The organism is Micromonospora sp. WMMD737 (assembly GCF_049179055.1).
Taxonomy (GTDB): Bacteria; Actinomycetota; Actinomycetes; order Mycobacteriales; family Micromonosporaceae; genus Micromonospora; species Micromonospora reichwaldensis.
The window spans coordinates 7,055,686-7,075,810 of record NZ_JBMHMH010000001.1; the positions used below are offsets into that span (position 1 = coordinate 7,055,686).

Consider the following 20,125-nt stretch of genomic DNA (forward strand, 5'->3'; position numbering starts at 1 on the left):
TGACGATGCCCGGCAACGCGGTCTCCCACCCGGTCTTCGCCCGGGTGTTCCAGCGGGCGAGCGTGGCGATGGACCGCGCCGGGGCGGCCGCTCACCGGCGGCGCCTCGTCGCCGGCCTGGCGGGCCGGGTGGTCGAGGTCGGCGCCGGCAACGGCCGCACCTTCGCGCACTACCCGGGCACCGTCGAGCGGGTGCTGGCGGTGGAACCGGAGCCCCGGCTCCGGGCGGCGGCCCGGGAGGCGGCGGCCACGGCTCCCGTACCCGTGGAGGTGGTCGACGGCCTCGCCGAGGCGCTGCCGGCGCCCGACGGCGACGCCGACGCGGTGGTGCTCTCCCTGGTCCTCTGCTCGGTGCCCGACCAGGCCGCCGCGCTGCGCGAGGCCCGCCGGGTGCTGCGGCCCGGTGGTCAGGTGCGCTTCTTCGAGCACGTACGCGCGCAGAGTCCCGGCCTGCGCCGCGTGCAGCGGTTGGCCGACGCGACCGTCTGGCCGCTGCTCTGCGGCGGCTGCCACACGGGCCGCGACACGGTGGCCGCGATCGGGGCGGCGGGCTTCACCGTCACCGAGCTGGACGCGTTCCGCTTCCCCGACAGCCGACTCCCGGCCCCCGCCGCCCCGCACGTGCTCGGCGTGGCCACCCGCGACTGATCCACCGCCGTCCGTGGCCGTGCCAGTCGTCCGTGACTGAGTCGGCTGTCCGTGGCCGGCGGACCGGTGCCCCTCACCGTTGCCGCGTCGGTCCGTTCCGGGCCCGGACGTGGCGGAACCCCGTGCCGGGCGGCACGGGGTTCCGGGACGCGGTCGCGGTCAGGAGACCGTGATCGAGCCGTCCCCGGCGCGGACGCAGGCCACGGAACGCGCACCCGTGGTGGCCGCGCCCGTCAGGCACTGCCCGAGCACCTGGTGGCCGGCGGCGTTCGGGTGCCACGACTCCTGGCAGGTCTGGAAGTAGCTCACGCAGGTGTTCGCGATCCGCTGGATGGCGATCTTGTCCTTGCCGGCGAGGCTGGTGACGAAGACGCCGTTGGGCGGGCTGTCCTGCAACCGGATCGGGGTGGCCAGGGTGCCGGCCGGGCTGGTGCCCGACTCGCAGAGGCGGGCACCGTCGAAGGCCCGCTGCACGTTGAGGTAGACCAGGTCCGCGCCGGGGAACTCGGCGGCCAGGGTGTCCCGGGTGGACTTCACCAGGGTGCCCAGCCCCTGCGAGAAGCGGTGCCCCGGCAGCAGGCTGGCCCGGTGGATCGGGCAGCCGGCCGCGTACCGCTCGGCGCCCAGCGCGCGGAACTTGTCCCGGGTGTCGTCCCGGCTGTCCTCCTCGTGGAACCCGGGGGCGAGGTCGAACGGCAGCGGGTTGGTGTAGTCCTGGAAGACGATCCGGTGCTGGCCGTCGGCGTCGATCTCGCGCAGCGTGGCGAGGAGCTGGCGTACGGCCGAGGTGGTCTCCGCCGTCGCGGCGCTCCACTGGGCGGCGGTGGCCAGGTCGGCGTCGGAGCAGGGCTTCTGCTCGACGGGGCCGTTCAGGTAGGCCCAGAACTCCCACCAGCCGGTCCAGGCGTCGGCGATGAACCGGTTGGCGCACTTCTCCGCGACGTTGCCGAAGGTGAACGAGCTGTTGTTCGAGCCGAGCCCGAGCAGCACCAGGTCGATGTCGTGGGTCCGGCCGACCGCGCGGAGCTGGTCGAGCTGGGCGGCCACCTGACGGCCGTTGGCCCGGGCCGAGGAGGCGGCGGCGATGTCGTGCGGCTGCCCGCCGGAGCAGGCGAGGTTGAACCGGTCCTGGATGCCCGGCAGGTTGGCCCGGTGCAGTGAGGCGTTCGCCGAGCGGTGGCAGAAGAACGCGTTGTTGTTCGCGGCCGTCCAGCCCGGGAAGCCCTGGGCGACCCCGTTGGCGTCGGTCACCGGGGTGTACGCCCCGGCGCCCTCGCCGCTGATGAAGCTGTCGCCGAGCGCCACCGCGGCGGTGGGCGGGGCCGCCGAGGCCGGGGCGCTCAGCCCGACGGCGGTCGACAGGGTGGCGGTGGCGACGGCGAGCGCCGCCGCGAGTGCGGTACGACGGAACCTGGACATGACGTCCCCTAACTGTCCATCGAAACGTGAAAGATCCTCCGAGGGCGCGATCAGATCACTCCGGCGCGACGGGCGTCAATGGCCCGTAACAAGATCTTTCCGAGAGGGACACACTCGCCCCGGCCGTGGCCCCGGCGGCGTCGGCGGTCGGAGCGCAGGTCCGGCGCGTCGGCGGTGGAGTGTCGGCGGCCCGTGACACCGGCCACCAGGGGCGCCCGGAGAACCGGCGTTCCCGTGCCCGAGGGCCGGCGTTGCCGCCCGGAGAACCCCGGCGTCCGGGTGCCCGGGGCCCGGCGTCCGTGGTGGCGCCCGCCGCGTGGGGGAAGGCCGGCCACGGCATCGTTGTTGTCCGGGTGGACCACCCGCGACCGGCCCCGCACGCAAACCGGTCACGGTGGCTCCGATATGCCGGAACCGGGCGGAACGCGCTACCCTGCCGCCCGGGCCCGACCCGCGACGAGGCGCGTGCCTCGCTGCGGGGTGCCGTCGTCCTGTCGCATCTCCCGGTTAGGCTCGCTGCGGCGCGCGGGCCGGCCGACGACGTCGGACGCGGCACCACATCGCCGAGACCTGGGAGTACGACCAGTTGACCGCAGAGCCTGAGACCCTGTATGGGGCCGACGACCTCACGCACCTCGAGGGGCTGGACGCCGTCCGCAAGCGGCCCGGCATGTACATCGGCTCCACCGACAGCCGTGGCGTGGGTCACCTCGTCAACGAGATCCTCGACAACTCGACGGACGAGGGCGTCGCCGGCCACGCCACGAAGGTGGAGGTGACGCTGCACGCCGACGGCTCGGTCCAGGTCGACGACGACGGTCGGGGCATCCCCACCGACGTGCACGCGAAGTCCGGCATCTCCGGCGTCGAGCTGGTGCTCACCCGGCTGCACGCGGGCGGCAAGTTCGGCGGCTCCGGCTACAAGACCTCCGGCGGTCTGCACGGCGTGGGCGCCTCGGCGGTCAACGCCCTGTCCCGCCGGTTCGACGTGACCGTACGCCGGGGCGGCAAGGTCCACGCGATGTCGTTCCGGCACGGCGTGCCGGGGATCTTCGACGGCGACGGTCCCGACGCGGCGTTCACCCCGGGCCCCGGCCTCCAGATCGTCGGCGCGATGAAGCGCGGCCAGCGCACCGGCACCTCGATCCGCTGGTGGCACGACGCGCGCTACTTCGAGACCGGCGCCCGCCTGGACGCCGAGGCCGTGCGGATGAAGCTGCGCAACACGGCGTTCCTGGTGCCGGGCGTGAACTACACGCTGCGCGACCACACCGGCGAGGAGCCGACCGAGGAGAGCTTCCACTACCCCGACGGCCTGACGGACATGGTGGAGTTCCTCGCCCCGGCCGGCGACCGGCCCGTCTCCGGCATGCTGATGGTCACCGGCGAGGGCACCTACCGGGAGAACGCCGCCGACGCCAACGGCGTCATGCAGTCCAACGTGCAGCGTCGGGCCGAGGTCGAGGTGGCCTTCCGCTGGGGCACAGGCTACGAGCGCACCGTCGAGTGCTTCACCAACACCATCCGCAACGCGCACGGCGGCACCCACCGCAAGGGCTTCGAGCGCGGCCTGGCGCGTACCCTCGCCGACGCCGTCCGCAACACCCGTGGCCTGCTCAAGGCCAAGGAGGACCCGCCGACCCTCGACGACGTGCTGGAGGGCATGACCGCGGTCGTGCACGTCCGGATCCCGGAGCCGCAGTTCACCTCGCAGACCAAGGACGAGCTCTCCACCGCCGGCATCACGAAGGTGATCCAGGGGCTGGTCGAGCAGCACCTGAAGGCGTGGCTGGAGGACCGCCGGACCAAGGCCGAGGCGCGTACGGTCCTCCAGAAGATCGTCGACGCGGCGCGGGTGCGGCTGACCCAGAAGCAGCAGAAGGACGCCGCCCGGCGCAAGACCGCCCTGGAGGGCGCGTCGATGCCGCCGAAGCTGGTCGACTGCCGCGCGGCGGGGATCGAGCGCAGTGAGCTGTTCATCGTGGAGGGGGACAGCGCACTCGGGACGGGGCGACTTGCCCGATCTGCCGAATATCAGGCGCTTCTTCCGATTCGAGGCAAGATCCTCAACGTGCAGAAGGCCAACCTCCAGCAGGTGCTGGACAACGCCGAGTGTGCCGCCATCGTGCAGGTGCTCGGCGCCGGCTCCGGCCGCACGTTCGACCTGTCGGCCATGCGCTACGGCCGGGTGCTGATCATGGCGGACGCCGACGTGGACGGCGCGCACATCCGCACCCTGCTGATCACGCTGTTCGCCCGCTACATGCGACCGCTGATCGAGGCCGGCCGCCTCTACGCGGCGATGCCGCCCCTGCACAAGATCACCACCAGGGGGCGCAACCCGCAGACGATCTACACCTACACCCAGGCGGAGATGGAGGCGACGGTCCGCAAGCTGGAGAAGGCCGGCAAGCAGATCGTCACCCCGATCCCGCGCTTCAAGGGTCTCGGCGAGATGGACGCCGACGAGTTGTGGGAGACGACGATGAACCCGGCCACCCGGGCCGTCCGCCGGATCACCCTCGACGACGTCGACGCCGCCGAGCGGATCCTCGAACTGCTGATGGGGGAGAAGGTCGAGCCGCGCCGCAACTGGCTGATCGACTCCGCCGACCGGGTCGACCGCGAGGCGATCGACGCATGAGCACCGCCCGCCGAGAGGGAAGCTGAACGATGGCACGCCGCAAGGACGACCGCGCCAAGGTGGACCTGTCCGCCTTCGACCAGGCCGGCGCGCGGGTCTTCGACAACCCGCTGGTCACCGAGGTCTCCGACTCCTACCTGGAGTACGCCTTCTCGGTGATCCACTCCCGGGCCCTGCCCGACGCCCGCGACGGCCTCAAGCCGGTGCACCGGCGCATCCTCTACGCGATGAACGAGGCGGGCTTCCGCCCCGACCGGGCGCACGTGAAGTCCGCCCGGGTGGTCGGCGACGTGATGGGCCGCTACCACCCGCACGGCGACACGGCGATCTACGACGCGATGGTCCGGCTCGCCCAGGACTTCTCGTTGAACGTGCCACTCATCGACGGGCACGGCAACTTCGGCAGCCCGGACGACGGGCCGGCGGCGGCGCGCTACACCGAGGCCCGGATGTCGCGCGAGGCGATGCTGCTCGTCGGCGAGCTGGGCGAGGACACGGTCGACGTCGAGCCCAACTACGACGGCTCGCTGACCCAGCCCACCGTGCTGCCCGCCGCGTTCCCCAACCTGCTGGTCAACGGCGCGTCGGGGATCGCGGTCGGCATGGCGACCAACATGATCCCGCACAACCTCGGCGAGGTGGTCTCCGCCGCCCGCTGGCTGATCAACCACCCCGACGCCACCCTCGACAAGCTCATGGAGTTCGTCCCGGGCCCCGACCTGCCCACCGGCGGCCTGCTGCTCGGGCTCGACGAGGTGCGTCGGGCCTACGAGACCGGGCGCGGCGTCGTGCGGATGCGGGGCAAGGTCGAGATCGGCCCGCTGGAGGGCAGCCGGGGCCGGCAGGCGATCACCGTCGTGGAGCTGCCGTACGGCGTCGGTGCCGAGAAGGTCATCGCGGCCATCACCAACGAGGTCAACAAGACCAAGCGGCTCACCGGCATCGCCGACGTCAAGGACCTCACCGACCGGGAGAGCGGCACCCGCCTGGTCGTCGAGTGCAAGGTCGGCGTCAACCCGCAGGCGTTGCTCGCCGACCTCTACCGGCTCACCCCGCTGGAGCAGTCGTTCGGCGTCAACAACCTGGTGCTGGTCGACGGGCAGCCGCGGACCCTCGGGCTGAAGGCGCTGCTGGAGGTCTTCCTGGCCCACCGCTACGAGGTGGTGACCCGGCGCAGCTCGTACCGCCGCCGCAAGCGCGAGGAGCGGCTGCACCTGGTCGACGGCCTGCTGATCGCCCTGCTCGACATCGACAAGGTGGTCAAGCTCATCCGGGCCAGCGAGGACGCCCAGGCCGCCAAGGACGGCCTGATGCAGAAGTTCAGGCTCTCCGAGATCCAGGCCACCTACATCCTGGACACCCCGCTGCGCCGGCTGACCAAGTACGACCGGATCGAGCTGGAGGCCGAGCAGGAGAAGCTCCGCAAGGAGATCGCCGAGCTCTCCACGATCCTCGACGACCCGAAGGTGCTGAAGAAGGTCGTCTCCGACGAGCTGGCGGCGGTGGTGAAGCAGTTCGGCGTCCCGCGCCGCACCACGCTCGTCGACGGGGACCTCAAGGAGGTGCTGGCCGCGTCCGCGCCGGCCGGCCCGCTGGAGGTCGCCGACGACCCCTGCCAGGTGATCCTCTCCGCGACCGGGCTGGTCGCCCGGACGGCGGCGGAGTCGGAGGAGGCGTCCGAGGGCCGCCGGCGGCACGGCCGGACCAAGCACGATGCCGTACGCGCCGTCGTGCACTCCACCGCCCGGGGGAAGGTGCTGCTGGTGACCAGCGCCGGCCGGGCGTTCAAGGTCGACGTGCTGCCGTTGCCGGTCCTGCCCGAGCAGGCGGGGACGGTGTCGCTGCGCGGCGGGATGGCCGCCGCCGAGCTGGTGCCGCTGGAATCGGGGGAGACCGTGGTCGGGCTGGCCCCGCTCGGGCCGACGGCCGAGGGCTCCCCGGGCCTCGCCCTGGGCACCCGGCAGGGCGTGGTCAAGGTCTGCGCGCCGGAGTGGCCCGTGCGCTCGGACGAGTTCGAGGTGATCGGCCTGCGGGAGGGCGACGAGGTGGTCGGGGCGACCTGGCTCACCGACGGCGCGGAGACGCTCACCTTCGTCACGTCGGAGGCGTCGCTGCTGCGGTTCGCCGCGGGGCTGGTCCGGCCGCAGGGGACCAAGGGCGGCGGCATGTCGGGCATCAACCTGCCCGCCGGTGCCCGGGTGGTGTTCTTCGGTGCGGTCCGCACCGATGATCCGGGTCACGGCGAGCCGATGGTGGTCACCTCCACGGGCGCCACGGTGAAGGTGACGCCGTTCCAGGCGTACCCGGCGAAGGGGCGGGCGACCGGCGGCGTGCGCGCCCACCGCTTCCTCAAGGGTGAGACCGACGTGGCCGTCGCCTGGGTCGGGTCGCGTCCGGTGGCCGCCACCGCCACCGGCGAGCCGGTGGAGCTGCCGGCGGCGGACCCGCGCCGCGACGGCTCCGGCTTCGCCGTGATGCTGGGTCCCACCGTCGTCGGCCACCAGATCGAACGCGACTGACCTGTCAGCAGGAAGGGTCGGCTGCACCGCAGCCGGCCCTTCCTGCTCCCTGCGCTCCACCCAGCCCCGCTCGACGGGTCGCTGGCACTCCCGCCTCCCGCCCCCCCCGCCGGTTCACCTGCCCCCGTCGATCATGAGGTTGGCTGGTCGGAATCGGGCATATTGCCCCGCTAACTTCATGATCAACGCTGCGAGGGGCGGGGCGGGGGGCCGGGTTGGGTCAGCGGGTGGGGGTGGTGCCGCGGAGGTGGGTCACCAGGCGCATGCCGTGGTAGACGGTCAGGGCCGCGGCGGTGCCGAGGGCGATGCCGTTGAACGAGAGGTCGCCGGCGGTGAGGGTGTAGTTGGCCGCGCCGACGATCACCGCGACGGCGGCGGTCATGAGGTTCACCGGGTCGTGGAAGTCCACCCGGCTCTCGATCCAGATCCGCGCGCCGAGGATGGCGATCAGGCCGTACAGGGCGGTGGTGGCGCCGCCGAGCACGCCGGCCGGCACGGTGAGGATCAGCGCGCCGAACTTCGGGCTGAGCCCGAGCAGCACCGCCGTCAGGCCGGCCACCCAGTACGCGGCGGTGGAGTAGACCCGGGTCGCCGCCATCACGCCGATGTTCTCCGCGTAGGTGGTGGTGCCGGAGCCGCCGCCGGAGCCGGCGAGCATCGTGGCCAGGCCGTCGCCCATGAACGCCCGGCCCATGTCGCGGTCCAGGTTGCGGCCGGTCATCGCGGCGACCGCCTTCACGTGCCCGGCGTTCTCGGCGATCAGCACCAGGATCACCGGGATCACCAGCACGACCGCGCGCAGACTGAAGCTCGGCGCGTGGAACTCGGGCAGGCCGACCCAGGCGGCGTCCCGCAGGCCGTCGACCGCCTTCGGATCCAGGTCGCCGAGCACGGCGGCGAGGACCCAGCCGACCACCACCCCCAGCAGGATGGAGAGCCGGGCCAGGAAGCCCCGGAAGGCCACTGTGGCGAGCAGGATGGCGGCCAGGGTCACCACCGCGATCAGCGGCTGCGCCTTCACGCCGGTGCCGCTCCCGTCGCCGTCCCAGGCGACCGGGGCGAGGTTCAGGCCGATCAGCGCGACGATCGCCCCGGTGACCACGGGCGGCATCAGCGCGTCGATCCAGCGCGATCCGGCGAGCTGGACGATCAGGCCGACGGCGGCCAGCGCCGCGCCGGCGACGACGATGCCGCCGAGCGCCGGGCCGATGTCGCCGCCGGCCTTGGCCGCCAGCACCGGCGCGATGAAGGCGAAGGACGAGCCGAGGTACGAGGGCAGCCGGTTGCCGGTGATCAGCAGGAACAGCAGCGTGCCGAGCCCGGAGAAGAAGAGCGTGGTGGCCGGCGGGAAGCCGGTGATGAGCGGCACCGTGAAGGTGGCGCCGAACATCGCGACGACGTGCTGCACGCCGACGCCGAGGGTGCGCGGCCAGGAGAGGCGTTCGTCGGGGTGGACCACGTCGCCGGGGCGGATGGACCGGCCGTCGCCGTGGACCGCCCAGGCGGACCAACGGGAGCGCGGCTCGGTGGATGACTGGGTCATGGAACGCCCTTCGCGTCGTCAAGAGGTGACGGGGGCGCAGGTGAAACCCAGGAGTCGTTTCTAGCAGAGGCCCGGCTCGGCCCGGCCGGTGGCCCGGCAGGGTTTCGGCTGGTGGCCTGGGCGCCGCCGTTGGGGGACGCGACGGTTGCCTGCGTCGGGGCGGGTCAGGCGACGCCGGCGGGGCGGAACTGGACGCTGACGCGGGGCCCGACGGGGCGGGTGGTCTTGGGCACGGCGTGCTCCCAGGTGCGCTGGCAGGAGCCGCCCATCACCACGAGGTCGCCGTGGCCGAGTGGGAAGCGCAGGCTGTCGCCGCCGCCGCGGGGCCGCAGCAGCAGTGTGCGTGGCGAGCCGAACGAGACGATGGCGACCATGGTGTCGGTGTGTGCGGAGCGGCCCTGGGTGTCGCCGTGCCAGGCGACGCTGTCCCGGCCGGAGCGGTAGAGGCACATGCCGGCGGTGACGAAGGGCTCGCCGAGCTCGGGGGCGTAGTGCCGGGTGAGGGCGGCGCGCGCCTCGGTGAGTAGCGGGTGCGGCAGCGGGCGGTGCCCGGCGTACCAGCAGAGCAGCCGGGGCACGTCGACCTCGGCGTCGTACATCGTGCGGCGCTCGGCCCGCCAGGGGACGTCCCGCAGCAGGACGTCGAAGACCTGGTCGGAGCCGGTGACCCAGCCGGGGAGATGGTCGACCCACGCGCCGTGGGTGAGCGGGTGCCGGCGCAGCCGGTCGGCCAGCGGGCTCAGCGACGGTCCGGTGGCGGTGAGGTCGAACATCGACGGCTGGTAGGCGGCCCCGGTCATCCGCCCAGCGTACCCGGCGTGTTGGTACAGGTGTACGGACGCGTCGCCCGCCCGCCGACCCGCCGTCAAGAGGGGCCGGTCGGACGGTGCGGACCCCGCCTCAGCGGTTCAGCATCCGGCGCACCCGGCCGCCGATCACCTGCTTGACCCGGGCCTGCAGGCGCTGCCCGCGCAGCGTCTCCGTCTCCTTGCGCAGCTCGACGTTGCGGTCGCGCAGCCACTGGATCCGCTCCAGCAGCGCGTCGGGGGCGGTCGCGGCGGCCGGGCGTACGGCGGGCGGGAAGGCGGTGGAGCGCACCTGCGCGTCGAACCGGGCCGCGCTGTCGCCGTCGGCGAAGGCGTGGCCCAGGTCGTGCTTGGTGAGGAAGGCGAGCATCGTCTCGTAGCGCGACTTGTGGCCGGCGTTGAGCGCCGTGTAGTCCGCCTCCGCGTAGAGCTGGGCGGCGTCGACGTCGACCGGCACGTCCTTCATCACCCGGTGCGGGATCTCGAAGTACCGGGCGAGTTCCAGGGTGCGCGAGTCGTGCGCGAAGAGGTAGCCGGGCGTGCCGGCGATGAGCGCGGTGATGGTGCCGTGGATCCGGGTGCCGAACGCGAAGTCGAACCCGGAGAGGTAGTCCATCCAGGTCCAGGGGTCGACGAACATCCGCACCTTGTCCTCGGTGAACAGCGGGTGCGAGGTGTGGATCGGGATCCTGCTGGTCCTGCCCCGGTCGCCGGGGGCGTCGCCGTAGAGCAGGGTGCCGAGCGTCTTGAGGTCCTGCGGCAGGTAGCGCAGGTTCGGGTACCGCTCGTGGTGCCGGGCGATGATCTCCGCCATCGACGTGACGTACGGGGAGACGGTGAGCGCGAGCCTGTCGTCGGGCGACAGGGACGCCTTCCTCTTCTCCACCCGCAGGCTGTCGCCGTGCAGGAACATCGACGGGCAGCCGATCACGTCGACGGCCGAGAAGCCCAGGGTGCGCAGGTAGTCACGGGTGATCTCGCCGCGTACGCCGATGCTGTGCGAGCGGTCGAGGACCGCCCGTACGAAGCGGGTCACGACGTCGTCGATGGGGCGGAGGTACTCCCGGTCGCCGTTGACGTCGGTCTGCACGCCCACCCCGAGCACCACCACCGGGATCTTCAGCTGCTCGATGAGCTTCGTCATGGCCTCGACGCGGTGGGCGTAGCTGCGGCGGAAGGCGTTGGCGAGCGGTACGACGTAGACGTCGTACCGCTCGTTGATCATGTCGGCGTCGCGCGGGTTGATCCTGAACTCGGTCGAGGTGATCTCGGCGGTGGCGGTGCGCAGGAGCTTGTGGGCGGCGTGGCTGAAGACGAGGTTGCCGTTGTTGTCGCCGATCCAGTTCCGCTCGTGCGTCTCCTCCGCCGAGTAGACGTCGAACGGGCCCTTCTTCGCCCGCATCAGGATTCGCTGGTGCATCCGCCCGCCTCTCGTCACCTCCGGGTCTGGGAATACTAGCCACCCGATCGGCCGGAACCCGGAGGCCCGCCACCGCCGTCACGGATGGGGACGCAACGGTCACGGAGGGACGGGGGGACCCGGGATTACCCCACGGGACAGAACGGGCACTCGCGGACGGGACGGAACAGAGCCTCAGGCCCGGCGGGTAGGGTGCCCGGCGGGGCGGCGCCGAGCGGTGGACCGCCACGGGGCACCTTCGGGGCCCTGAGGACGGGGTCGAGGAGGAGACGTACGTGCTGGTGACCCTGCGGATCGTCGGGATGCCGGCATGAACGACGCCGCGACCGTCGCGCCGGCCGCCCGGCACGCGTCCCCGGCCAGCCGCCTGCCGTCGCTGACCGGGCTGCGCTGGGTCGCCGCCCTGCTCGTCTTCGGCTTCCACGTCGCGACGATGGGCATCATCGCCGAGCCCGGCCAGAAGGCCGTCGTGGATTGGGCCTTCGCCCTCGGGCTGTCGGGCGTGCAGTTCTTCTTCATCCTCAGCGGCTTCGTGCTGGTCTGGTCGGCCCGCCCCACCGACACCCGTCGGGCGTTCTGGCGGCGCCGGGTGGCCAAGATCTGGCCGAGCCACGTGGTGCTGTGGGTGGCGGCGCTGGCGGTCGCGGCCTGGTTCGCCGACCCCGTGGACCGGTTCGTGGCGGTGGAGAACCTGTTCCTCCTTCAGGCGTGGGACCCGCGGCCGGGCCACTTCTACAGCATCAACACGGTCAGCTGGTCGCTGTCCTGCGAGTTCTTCTTCTACCTCTGCCTGCCGTTGGCGCTGCCGCTGATCCGCCGGGCCCGACCGTGGGCCCTGTGGGCGGTCGTGGTCGCGGTGCCGCTGCTCATCCTGGCGCTCTGGCCGGCCCAGGCGCTGGTGCCCGAGGAGAGCCGCTGGTGGTTCACCCAGATCTTCCCGCCGGTGCGGTCGCTGGAGTTCTGGATGGGCGTCGCCGCCGCCGAGCTGATGCGGCGTGGCCGGTGGCGCGGGCCGGGCCTGCCGCTGGCCAGCCTGCTCTTCGTGGCGACCTGGGTGGTCGCCGCGCAGTGGGTCCGCGCCGAGCTGTGGGCTGCGCTGCTCTCGGTCGCGTACATCCTGGTCATCGCCGCGGCGGCGGACGCGGACGTGCGCGGGCGGCGCTCGCCGTGGCGGTCCCGGCAGATGGTCTGGCTGGGCGAGGTCTCCTTCGCCTTCTATCTGGTGCACGTCCTCGTGATGATCACCGTCCTGCGGCTCACCGGCGACTGGGGCGTCGGCTTCACCGGCTGGTGGGGGCTGGCGGTGGTGCTCGGCTTCCTGCTGGTCAACCTGGCCCTGGCCGGCCTGTTGCACCGGCTCGTCGAGACGCCGATGATGCGGCTGCTCACCCCGCGCAGGCCGGCCCGGACGCCGCGGGACGGGGACGGCGCCGGGAAGGACTCCGGCGGCCCCGGGGCGGCGCCGGGGGACCGGGGCAGCGCCGTGCCGCGCCCCCGGGCCGCCGATCCGCAGGGCGACCACCGACCGACGTACGCCGACTCGCGCTGAGCGCCCCCGGCGGCCGGAGAGTCCGGGCGACGAAATCCCGACCGTTTCGGTGACGCCGGTCACCACGTCGGCGAACCGGTCATCGGGCGCGGCCCGGCCGATTCCTGTCGGGGTTTCGGCGCCGCTGCCCGCCACTTGTCCCGTTGTCGCCTCAAGGTGCGCGCAGAAACGGTCGTCCCATTGAGTCGCGTCAGTGGCGAAGTGCCCGCAAAAATTGTCTCCCGATCAAGGTTTAGGCAGGTGGGACGGGGTTGGCAGGGCGCGGACCGGCCAGTAATGTCGGCGCGTCCGGTGCGGTACCCGATCGCCAGAGGCGACGCCGCGCCGACCCGCCTAATCGTGAACGACGAACCGGGGACCCAGTGCTCGTTGGGGTGAATCCGTGGGCCGTGGGCCCGTGGTAGGGCGTTCTTCCCGCCCGAATCCGTCAGCTAACCCGGTCGGCGGTGTCGGAAGGAGTTCCATCTTCATGCCACACCCGTACACCCCTCGGTTGTGCCGCCGTCTCCACGGCGCCGCGGTGACCGCGCTCGTCCGCCCGCAGGTCATGAGCTGACCCACCGGTCACCGTCCGTCGCCCGGCGTCCCGGGCGCATCCCCTGAGTGGTCCACCACCCGCCCGGACGCCCGTCCGCGCGGCGGTCCGTCCTGCCCTCGGCGCGGACCGACGGCCGCTCACCCCCCGAGCCCGTGGAGGAAACCGTGAAGCACCACCTCAAGCGACAGCTGCGTCGCCTCACGTCCGAGCGTCCGTACCAGCTGGCCGCCGCGTCCGCCGCGGCGCTCGTGCTGGCGTCGGGCACGGGCGCGCTGCTGGCCGGAGCCGACGAGGCCCCCGCCGCCGCGCAGGCCCCGGTGGCCGCCACCGAGCTGCGGGACGACGCCGCGGCCTCGCGCAGCCAGGCCCGGGTCGCGCCCGCCCCGTCCAGCGCCGCCCCGGCCGCGTCCAGCGCCGCCCCGTCGGCCAGCGCGTCCAGCGCCGCCCCGGACCCGGACCTGACCCGCAAGCCGGCGCCGCCGAAGCCGCCGGCCGCCAAGAGCCTGGACTACGACTACCAGGCCCAGACCACCTTCTACAACTGTGGTCCGGCGGCCGTCCGGCACGCCCTCAGCGCCGCCGGCATCGCGCGCAGCCAGGACGCCCTCGGTGCCCAGCTGGGCACCGACCAGATGGGCACCGACTCGGCCCAGGACACCACCCGCGTGCTGAACGCGACGGTGAAGGGCGACCCGTACCGGACCCGGATGATCCCCGGTGGCGCCGCCACCCCGGCCCAGATGGACCGGCTCCAGGCCGACGTCGTCGCGGCCATCGCCGACGGGCGGGGCGTCGTGGTCAACGTCGCCGGTAGCGCCACGGACACCGACGGCGGCTGGCACTCCTTCCCCGGCGGCCACTACGTCGCGGTGGTCGGCTACCAGGACGAGGGGCGGCTGGTGAAGATCGCCGACTCGGCGAACCCGGCGACCGCGTCGTACTGGATGAGCACCATCGCCCTGGCGAACTGGGCCGCCACCCGCGGCTACTCCGCCTGAGCGACGCCGTCGGGCGTCGGCTCCTCACCCGGGGGGTCGGCGCCCGATGTCGTGTCCGGGTCACGGCCCTCGCCCGCGGCGCCCGACGGGTGGCACACTGCGCCCATGGTCGATGAGTCGGGTGACCGGGACGGCCGGCGGGTGCTCCTGCTCCTGCACGGCATGGGCGCGACCGGCGACGTGTGGCTGCCCTGGGCGCCGCTGCTGGAGCATCGGTGGGCGGGGCGGTGGCTGGCGCCGGACCTCGCCGGCCACGGCTGGTCGCCGCCGCTGCCGGAGTACTCCTTCCCGGGGCTGGCCGCGCGGATCGCCGCGGGGCTCGCGCCGGGGGACCGGCTCGTCGTGCTGGGGCACTCCCTCGGCGGGGTGGTCGGGCTGGCGCTGGCCGCCCGGGGCGCCGGGCTGCCCGTCGACGCCGTCGTCGGGCTCGGCATCAAGGCCGTCTGGTCGCCGGCGGAGCTGGCCAAGGCGGGTGAGCTGGCGGCCCGGCCGGTGACCTGGTTCGCCAGCCGGGACGAGGCGGCCCGCCGCTACCTGCGGGTGGCCGGCCTGACCGGGCTCTTCGCCCCGGAACACCCCGTCGTGGAGGCGGGGCTGCGGCAGGTCGACGGCCGCTGGCGGCTGGCGATGGACCCGGCCGCGTTCGGCGTGGGCGCGCCAGAGCTGCCCGCCCTGCTGGCGGCGACCGACGTGCCCGTGCTGCTGGCCCGCGGCGAGCACGACCCCATGGTCACCGACGCCCAGCTCACCGAGCTGGGGGTGCCGGTCGCCACCCTGCCCGGCCTCGGGCACAACGCCCACGTCGAGGCCCCCGAGGCGGTCCTGGACCTCGTCGAGCCGTACCGCTGACGCCCCCCGCGAACGGCCCGGAGGTCCGCCGTCGTGGCCGGTGTGCCTCTCCGACCGGGGCGGTCAGGTGGCGGGGGAGAGGGTCGCCTCGTCCGGGTCGAGCGGCAGGCCGGTCGCGCCGCCCGTGCGCGGGGCGGGCGTCCGCCAGCCCTCGTCGAGCTGGCGCCGGGCGGCCGCCAGGAACGCTTCGGCGTACGACTCGGCGGGGAAGTCGCCCAGGTAGCGGCTCCGGGTGGCCCACCGCGCCGACGCCAGCGGATCGGTGTCCAGCAGCGCGGTCAGCACCTCGTCCACGTTCGCCATGTCGCGCCGCAGCACGTAGCCCGACCCGGCGAGCGGGAACTGCTCGGGGAACCGGTCGCCGGAGCCCACCATGTCGGTCACCGCGTAGGGCTTGCCGGAGTAGAGGTAGTCGGAGATCACCCCGGACACGTCGGAGACCAGCGCGTCCGAGCGGTTCACGCACTCGGTCAGGGTCAGCTCCCGACTGGCGGCGGCCCCGAAGACGTGCTGCCGGCCGCTGCGGGCCCGGTCGGCGGCCAGCAGCTCGGTGAGCCGGCCCAGCTGCCGGGCGGAGGCCGGGTTCTGCGAGGTGTACGGGTGGGCCCGCAGGATCACCGTCGCGCCCCGGTCGAGCAGCCGGCGCAGCAGCGTCTCGGCCACCGGCAGGGAGCAGTAGTTCGCGTCCGCGTTGTGCCCGGTCCAGGTCGGCGTGTAGAGCACGGTCGGGTTGGCCCGCCCGCGCGCCGGCTCCGGGCGTACCTCGATCGACTCGACCTGCGGGCGGCCGACGACGACGAACTTCTCCGCCGGGATGTCCACCCCGGCGCGGGCGTACCGGTCGATGGCGGCCTGGCCGGCGACGAAGATCCGGTCGAAGATCGCCGAGACCGGGTTGGCGCTGGGGGCCTTGTCGCTGTCGCCGTGGTGCAGCTGGACGTGGGTCAGCTGGGTGTAGCGGATGCAGTGGCTGTTCTTCGCGCCGTGGTTGACGTAGAACGCCACCCGCAGGCTCGGCACCAGCGCCTCGTCCATGGCCCTGGTGGTGGGGCAGTAGACCACGGGCGCGCTGGTGGCCGCGGCGACCAGGGGCAGGAACTCCGGCTCGCGCACCATCACCAGGAACGGCCGGCCGATCCGCTCCAGGTACGGCAGCCACATGGTGACCTGGTACTCCGAGCCGGGCGGCGCGGAGAAGTGCAGCAGGAACTCGGGCTGGTGCCGGCGCAGCGCGCGGGACACCGCCGAACCGCCGGCCCCCGGCCGGAACTTGCGCCGGGCCAGGTCCAGCCCGACCGCCGCGGCGCCGGCGGCGACCAGGGCGACGGCCGCCAGCGCGACACCGGCCGGCAGGCCCGCGACGGCCGCCAGCGCCAGCAGGGCGAGCAGCCCCGCCAGCGCGTCGCCGAGGCGGGCGGCGACCAGCGGTGTCCACGAGCGCACCGGCAGGTTCGCGGCGCGCACCTCCAGGCCGCCGGCGTCGCGGAGTGGGTTGACCAGCAGCACCAGCCCCAGCAGGGCCAGTGCGGTCACGGCCAGCGCGGGATCGAACCCGGCGTCGAGGCGGCGGGCGTAGCCGACCAGGATCGCCGCCGCGACAAGCGTGGTCTCGGCGGCGTTGTCGGCGCCCGGGCGCACCCGCCGCTCCCAGGTGGCCGCCGCGAGGGCGGCCACGGCCAGCCCCAGCCCCCAGCCGGTCGCGCCGGTCAGCGCGACGACGAGGAACGCCAGCACCGCCAGGCCGGTGGCCAGCGCGCGGGCGAGCAGCTTCCGAACCAGGTCACCACGCATGTCGGCTCCGTTTTCCGCCGTGCCAGAGATCCGTCGTCAGCCGGCGTCGGCCGGGCTGGCGTCCCGCTCGACCCGCGCCGGTCCCGGCTGGGCCGGCACCTCGCCGGGCGCGCGACGCACGTCGATGACCTGGCCGGTCAGGTCCGAGATCAGCACGTCCAGCGACGCCTGGGCTACGGTCTCGGCCGCGAGCAGGGTGTGCTCCGGCTCCTCGCCGAACGCCTTGGTGCGCATCGGCGTCGCGGTCCGCTCGGGGTTGACGCAGTTGACCCGTACGCCGAACTCCGCCCACTCGTCGGAGAGCGCCTGGGTGAGGTTGACCAGGGCCGCCTTGGTGGAGGAGTAGAGCGCGTAGTCGGCGCGGCCCCGGGTGTAGGAGCTGGAGGTGTAGAGCAGCAGCTGGCCCTTGGTCTGCTGGAGGTAGGGCAGCGACTGGCGGGCCACGATGACCGGCCCCACGAAGTTGATCTGGAGCACCCGGTCCATGGTCTCCTGGTCCATCTCGGCGAGGGCGCCCTTCTCCAGGACGCCGGCGGTGACCACCACGTGGTCGATCCGCCCGGTGGCCTCGAAGGCGGTCTTCAGCGCCGCCTCGACCTCCTCGGCGCGCTCGACGTGGGTGCCGGTGCTGGAGCGGCTGAACGGGAAGACCTGCGCGCCGTAGCGGCGGGCCAGCTCGGCGAGGTCGTGGCCGATGCCGTAGCTGCCACCGAAGACCACGATGGTCCGGCCGGTCAGCTCCTCGGTGTAGCTGCGCTCGTCGGTCACCCGGGGCGCCTGCGCGGCGGCGAGCTGGAACAGCTTGTCCGCCAGGTGCACGTCGACCGGGTGGGTGACCTTGATGTTCTCGTCGGAGCCGTCGATGACCTTGATCGGGGTGCCGGGCAGGTAGCGCAGCACCACCCCGCAGTCGTCGGTCGCGGCGAAGTGCGGGTCGTCCTCGGCGAGCCGGTAGGCCTCGCGGATGGTGCCCGAGCGGAACGCCTGCGGGGTCTGGCCCCGGCGCAGCGAGGAGCGCACGGGGATGTCGGTGATGCAGTCGTCCTCGTCGACCTGGACGATCGTGTCTGCCGACGGGATGGCCACGTCGACCGCCGAGTACGTCCAGAGCGCGTTCACGCACTCCCGCACGATCCGGCCGCTGACCAGGGGCCGCACCGCGTCGTGGAAGAGGATGTTGCAGTCGCCCTCGCCGACGGCGTCGAGCGCGATCCGGGTGGTGGCGTTGCGGGTGTCGCCGCCCTCGATCACCTTGGTGACCTTGCGGAAGCCGGCCTTGTCGACGATCTGCTGGGCGTCGGCGACGTGGCCGGTGGCCATCAGCACGACGATCTCGTCGATCTCGGGCGCCGCCTCGAAGACCGCCAGGGTGTGCTCGATGATCGGCTTACCGGCGATCTTCAGCAGCTGCTTCGGGATGCCGAGGCCCAGCCGGGTCCCGGTGCCGCCGGCCAGCACCACCGCCACCGTCCGCGAGGGCCGCCACGGCGCCGGGTCCTCCGGTGCGGCGTCCGGGCCAGTGGTGTGGTCCTGCGTCATTGCCGAAGCCTCACTCTCAGGGTGCGTGAACAGAAGGTTCCGCCCGCGCGGCGACCGGATGAACCTTAACGCGCGGACCGCGCCGCCCCCACGGGGCGACGCGGTCGGCCGGCACCGGGCGGATGCCGTACGTGCGCCGTCGTGCTACTTGCCGCTGAACGCCTCGTACTCCCGGACGACCTCGTCGGTCGGGCCGTCCATGCGCAGGACGCCCGATTCCAGCCAGATCGTCCGCTCGCAGGTGTCCCGGATCGAGGAGAGCTGGTGGCTGACGAGGAACACCGTGCCGGCGCCCTCCCGCAGCTCCCGCACCCGCCGCTCGCTGCGCTTGCGGAAGATCTTGTCGCCGGTGGCGAGGGCCTCGTCGATGAGCAGCACGTCGTGCTTCTTGGCCGCGGCGATGGAGAAGCGCAGCCGGGCGCCCATGCCGGAGGAGTAGGTGCGCATCGGCAGCGAGGCGAAGTCGCCCCGCTGGTTGATGCCGGAGAAGTCGATGATCTCCGGGGTCCGCCGCTGCACCTCCTCGGGCGACATGCCCATGGCCAGACAGCCCAGCACGACGTTGCGCTCGCCGGAGAGGTCGTTGAGCAGGGCCGCGTTGACGCCGAGCAGCGAGGGCTGCCCCTGCGTGTAGACCGCGCCGCGGTTGACCGGCAGCAGGCCGGCGATGGCGCGCAGCATGGTCGACTTGCCGGAGCCGTTGCTGCCGATCAGCCCGACGGCCTCGCCCCGGTACGCGGTGAAGCTGACCCCCTTGACCGCGTGCACCTCCTGGATGTTCGGCGCCGAGGTGCGGCTCATGATCCGCTTGAGCGCGCCGACGGGGCCGCCGCCACCACCGGCGCCCTTGTGGATCCGGTAGATGACGTGGGCGTCGTCCACCACCACGGTGGGGATGCGCTCCTGCACCCTGGGCAGCGTCACCGTCACGTCGTTGGACGACTCGAAGTGATCAACCACGGCCGTACTCCTGTTCGCCTCGCCAGAAGTAGATGAAACCCCCGACGCCCATCACGATCGCCCAGCCCAGCGCCGTCACCCAGAGCTGGGGCAGGGAGGAGCTGAGCGTCGGCGTGTTCTCCAGCAGCGAGACCCGGGCCAGCTCGATGTAGACCAGCGCGGGGTTGAGCTCGACCAGCCTGGCGGCCCAGGCGGGCAGCTGCTCCTCGAAGAGGGTCACGCTGTAGAGCACCCCGGAGCCGTACATCCAGGCGCGCATGACGAAGGGCATGACCTGCTTGAGGTCCGCCAGCTTCGAGCCCATCCGGGCCATCGCCATGGTCAGCCCGGCGTTGAAGATCGTCTGGAGCAGGATCGCCGGCGGCAGCATCAGCCAGGCCAGGGTGATCGGCTCGCCGGTCACCAGCACGATGAGAATGAGCACCACCATCGAGCCGAGCAGCTGCTGGAACTGGGTGATCGTCACGGCCAGCGGCAGGCAGGCCCGGGGGAAGTGCAGCGCCCGGATCAGGCCCAGGTTGCTGGTGATCGACTGCGTGCCGTTCTGCACCGCGGTCTGGGTGAAGTTGAAGATGAACAGGCCGGTGCAGAGGTAGGCGATGAAGTTCGGGGTCCGGTCCTGCTCCAGCACCATACCGAAGATCAGGTAGTAGACCGCCGCGTTAGTCAGCGGGGTGAGCACCTGCCACAGCTGCCCGAGCCGGGCGTTGCTGAACGACGCCACCAGCTTGGCGTTGGCGTACGCGGCGATGAAGTGCCGGTAGCGCCAGAGCTGCCCGGCGTATTCGCCGAGGGACGGCCGTTCGCCGGCGAACCGGAGCCCGTACCGCTTGGCGAGCTGGGCCCCGGTGAGCCCGGAATCCGGGTCCGCCACCGTGGTGTTGGCCATGGTTAGGCGCTCCG

Annotated in this window: 14 protein-coding genes and 1 riboswitch; of the genes, 6 read left to right on the forward strand and 8 right to left on the reverse strand. The window is 72.9% G+C overall.

All coding sequences use genetic code 11. From position 1 onward, the window contains the following. Window positions 1–5 precede the first annotated feature (5 nt). A complete protein-coding gene (locus ACN27A_RS31270) occupies window positions 6–647 on the forward strand; it encodes a class I SAM-dependent methyltransferase (protein WP_421458061.1) in 642 nt (213 codons plus the stop codon). Between the two features lie 159 nt (window positions 648–806). Here ACN27A_RS31270 and ACN27A_RS31275 read toward each other — a convergent pair whose 3' ends face one another. After that, entirely contained in the window at window positions 807–2,066 is a 1,260-nt protein-coding gene (locus ACN27A_RS31275) for a hypothetical protein (protein WP_421458062.1), read from the reverse strand. A gap of 586 nt (window positions 2,067–2,652) precedes the next feature. Between ACN27A_RS31275 and ACN27A_RS31280 the strand changes: the two genes are divergently transcribed. After that, complete coding sequence (locus ACN27A_RS31280; RefSeq protein ID WP_421458063.1) at window positions 2,653–4,710, forward strand: DNA gyrase/topoisomerase IV subunit B; 2,058 nt, start codon at window positions 2,653–2,655, stop codon at window positions 4,708–4,710. 29 nt (window positions 4,711–4,739) lie between these two features. Continuing rightward, the gene (locus tag ACN27A_RS31285) at window positions 4,740–7,229 is read left to right on the forward strand and encodes a DNA gyrase/topoisomerase IV subunit A (RefSeq protein ID WP_421458064.1); all 2,490 of its coding nucleotides are present in this window, start codon (window positions 4,740–4,742) and stop codon (window positions 7,227–7,229) included. Window positions 7,230–7,449: 220 nt separating this feature from the next. On the opposite strand, the gene ACN27A_RS31290 is transcribed toward ACN27A_RS31285, so the two are convergent. The 3 genes from ACN27A_RS31290 to ACN27A_RS31300 all read right to left on the reverse strand — a co-directional run bounded on the left by ACN27A_RS31290 (window position 7,450) and on the right by ACN27A_RS31300 (window position 10,998). After that, window positions 7,450–8,772, reverse strand: coding sequence for a uracil-xanthine permease family protein (locus ACN27A_RS31290; protein WP_421458065.1), 1,323 nt, complete (start codon window positions 8,770–8,772; stop codon window positions 7,450–7,452). 164 nt (window positions 8,773–8,936) lie between these two features. Next, window positions 8,937–9,572 carry an alpha-ketoglutarate-dependent dioxygenase AlkB gene (locus ACN27A_RS31295; RefSeq protein ID WP_421458066.1) on the reverse strand — a complete coding sequence of 212 codons (636 nt, stop codon included), beginning with the start codon at window positions 9,570–9,572 and terminating at the stop codon, window positions 8,937–8,939. 100 nt (window positions 9,573–9,672) lie between these two features. Continuing rightward, window positions 9,673–10,998 carry a polysaccharide pyruvyl transferase family protein gene (locus ACN27A_RS31300; protein WP_421458067.1) on the reverse strand — a complete coding sequence of 442 codons (1,326 nt, stop codon included), beginning with the start codon at window positions 10,996–10,998 and terminating at the stop codon, window positions 9,673–9,675. Window positions 10,999–11,308: 310 nt separating this feature from the next. On the opposite strand from ACN27A_RS31300, the gene ACN27A_RS31305 reads away from it, so the two are divergent. From ACN27A_RS31305 to ACN27A_RS31315, 3 genes are all read left to right on the forward strand, one after another. Next, window positions 11,309–12,547, forward strand: a complete 1,239-nt coding sequence (locus ACN27A_RS31305; protein WP_421458068.1) for an acyltransferase family protein — start codon at window positions 11,309–11,311, stop codon at window positions 12,545–12,547. Between the two features lie 320 nt (window positions 12,548–12,867). Then, window positions 12,868–13,008: riboswitch (cyclic di-AMP (ydaO/yuaA leader) on the forward strand. A gap of 229 nt (window positions 13,009–13,237) precedes the next feature. Then, window positions 13,238–14,083 carry a C39 family peptidase gene (locus ACN27A_RS31310; protein ID WP_421458069.1) on the forward strand — a complete coding sequence of 282 codons (846 nt, stop codon included), beginning with the start codon at window positions 13,238–13,240 and terminating at the stop codon, window positions 14,081–14,083. Between the two features lie 105 nt (window positions 14,084–14,188). Then, a complete protein-coding gene (locus tag ACN27A_RS31315) occupies window positions 14,189–14,932 on the forward strand; it encodes an alpha/beta fold hydrolase (RefSeq protein ID WP_421458070.1) in 744 nt (247 codons plus the stop codon). A 63-nt stretch (window positions 14,933–14,995) separates the two neighbouring features. On the opposite strand, the gene ACN27A_RS31320 is transcribed toward ACN27A_RS31315, so the two are convergent. From ACN27A_RS31320 to ACN27A_RS31335, 4 genes are all read right to left on the reverse strand, one after another. Continuing rightward, window positions 14,996–16,723, reverse strand: coding sequence for a CDP-glycerol glycerophosphotransferase family protein (locus ACN27A_RS31320; RefSeq protein WP_421458071.1), 1,728 nt, complete (start codon window positions 16,721–16,723; stop codon window positions 14,996–14,998). 36 nt (window positions 16,724–16,759) lie between these two features. Beyond that, a complete protein-coding gene (locus tag ACN27A_RS31325; RefSeq protein ID WP_421458072.1) occupies window positions 16,760–18,262 on the reverse strand; it encodes a D-ribitol-5-phosphate cytidylyltransferase in 1,503 nt (500 codons plus the stop codon). A 144-nt stretch (window positions 18,263–18,406) separates the two neighbouring features. Beyond that, a complete protein-coding gene (locus ACN27A_RS31330) occupies window positions 18,407–19,222 on the reverse strand; it encodes an ABC transporter ATP-binding protein (RefSeq protein ID WP_421458073.1) in 816 nt (271 codons plus the stop codon). Then, on the reverse strand, window positions 19,215–20,111 hold the full coding sequence (locus ACN27A_RS31335) for an ABC transporter permease (protein ID WP_421458074.1): 897 nt from the start codon (window positions 20,109–20,111) through the stop codon (window positions 19,215–19,217). The genes ACN27A_RS31330 and ACN27A_RS31335 overlap by 8 nt, the downstream gene beginning before the upstream one ends. Window positions 20,112–20,125 lie beyond the last annotated feature (14 nt).

Excerpts from the sequence above, each read along its gene's own strand:
- ACN27A_RS31335 (WP_421458074.1), bottom strand. The coding sequence starts at position 20,111 with ATGGCCAACACCACGGTGGCGGACCCGGATTCCGGGCTCACCGGGGCC.
- ACN27A_RS31270 (WP_421458061.1), top strand. The coding sequence starts at position 6 with ATGCCCGGCAACGCGGTCTCCCACCCGGTCTTCGCCCGGGTGTTCCAG.
- ACN27A_RS31325 (WP_421458072.1), bottom strand. The coding sequence starts at position 18,262 with ATGACGCAGGACCACACCACTGGCCCGGACGCCGCACCGGAGGACCCG.
- ACN27A_RS31300 (WP_421458067.1), bottom strand. The coding sequence starts at position 10,998 with ATGCACCAGCGAATCCTGATGCGGGCGAAGAAGGGCCCGTTCGACGTC.
- ACN27A_RS31305 (WP_421458068.1), top strand. The coding sequence starts at position 11,309 with ATGAACGACGCCGCGACCGTCGCGCCGGCCGCCCGGCACGCGTCCCCG.
- ACN27A_RS31320 (WP_421458071.1), bottom strand. The coding sequence starts at position 16,723 with ATGCGTGGTGACCTGGTTCGGAAGCTGCTCGCCCGCGCGCTGGCCACC.
- ACN27A_RS31315 (WP_421458070.1), top strand. The coding sequence starts at position 14,189 with ATGGTCGATGAGTCGGGTGACCGGGACGGCCGGCGGGTGCTCCTGCTC.
- ACN27A_RS31290 (WP_421458065.1), bottom strand. The coding sequence starts at position 8,772 with ATGACCCAGTCATCCACCGAGCCGCGCTCCCGTTGGTCCGCCTGGGCG.
- ACN27A_RS31275 (WP_421458062.1), bottom strand. The coding sequence starts at position 2,066 with ATGTCCAGGTTCCGTCGTACCGCACTCGCGGCGGCGCTCGCCGTCGCC.
- ACN27A_RS31285 (WP_421458064.1), top strand. The coding sequence starts at position 4,740 with ATGGCACGCCGCAAGGACGACCGCGCCAAGGTGGACCTGTCCGCCTTC.
- ACN27A_RS31295 (WP_421458066.1), bottom strand. The coding sequence starts at position 9,572 with ATGACCGGGGCCGCCTACCAGCCGTCGATGTTCGACCTCACCGCCACC.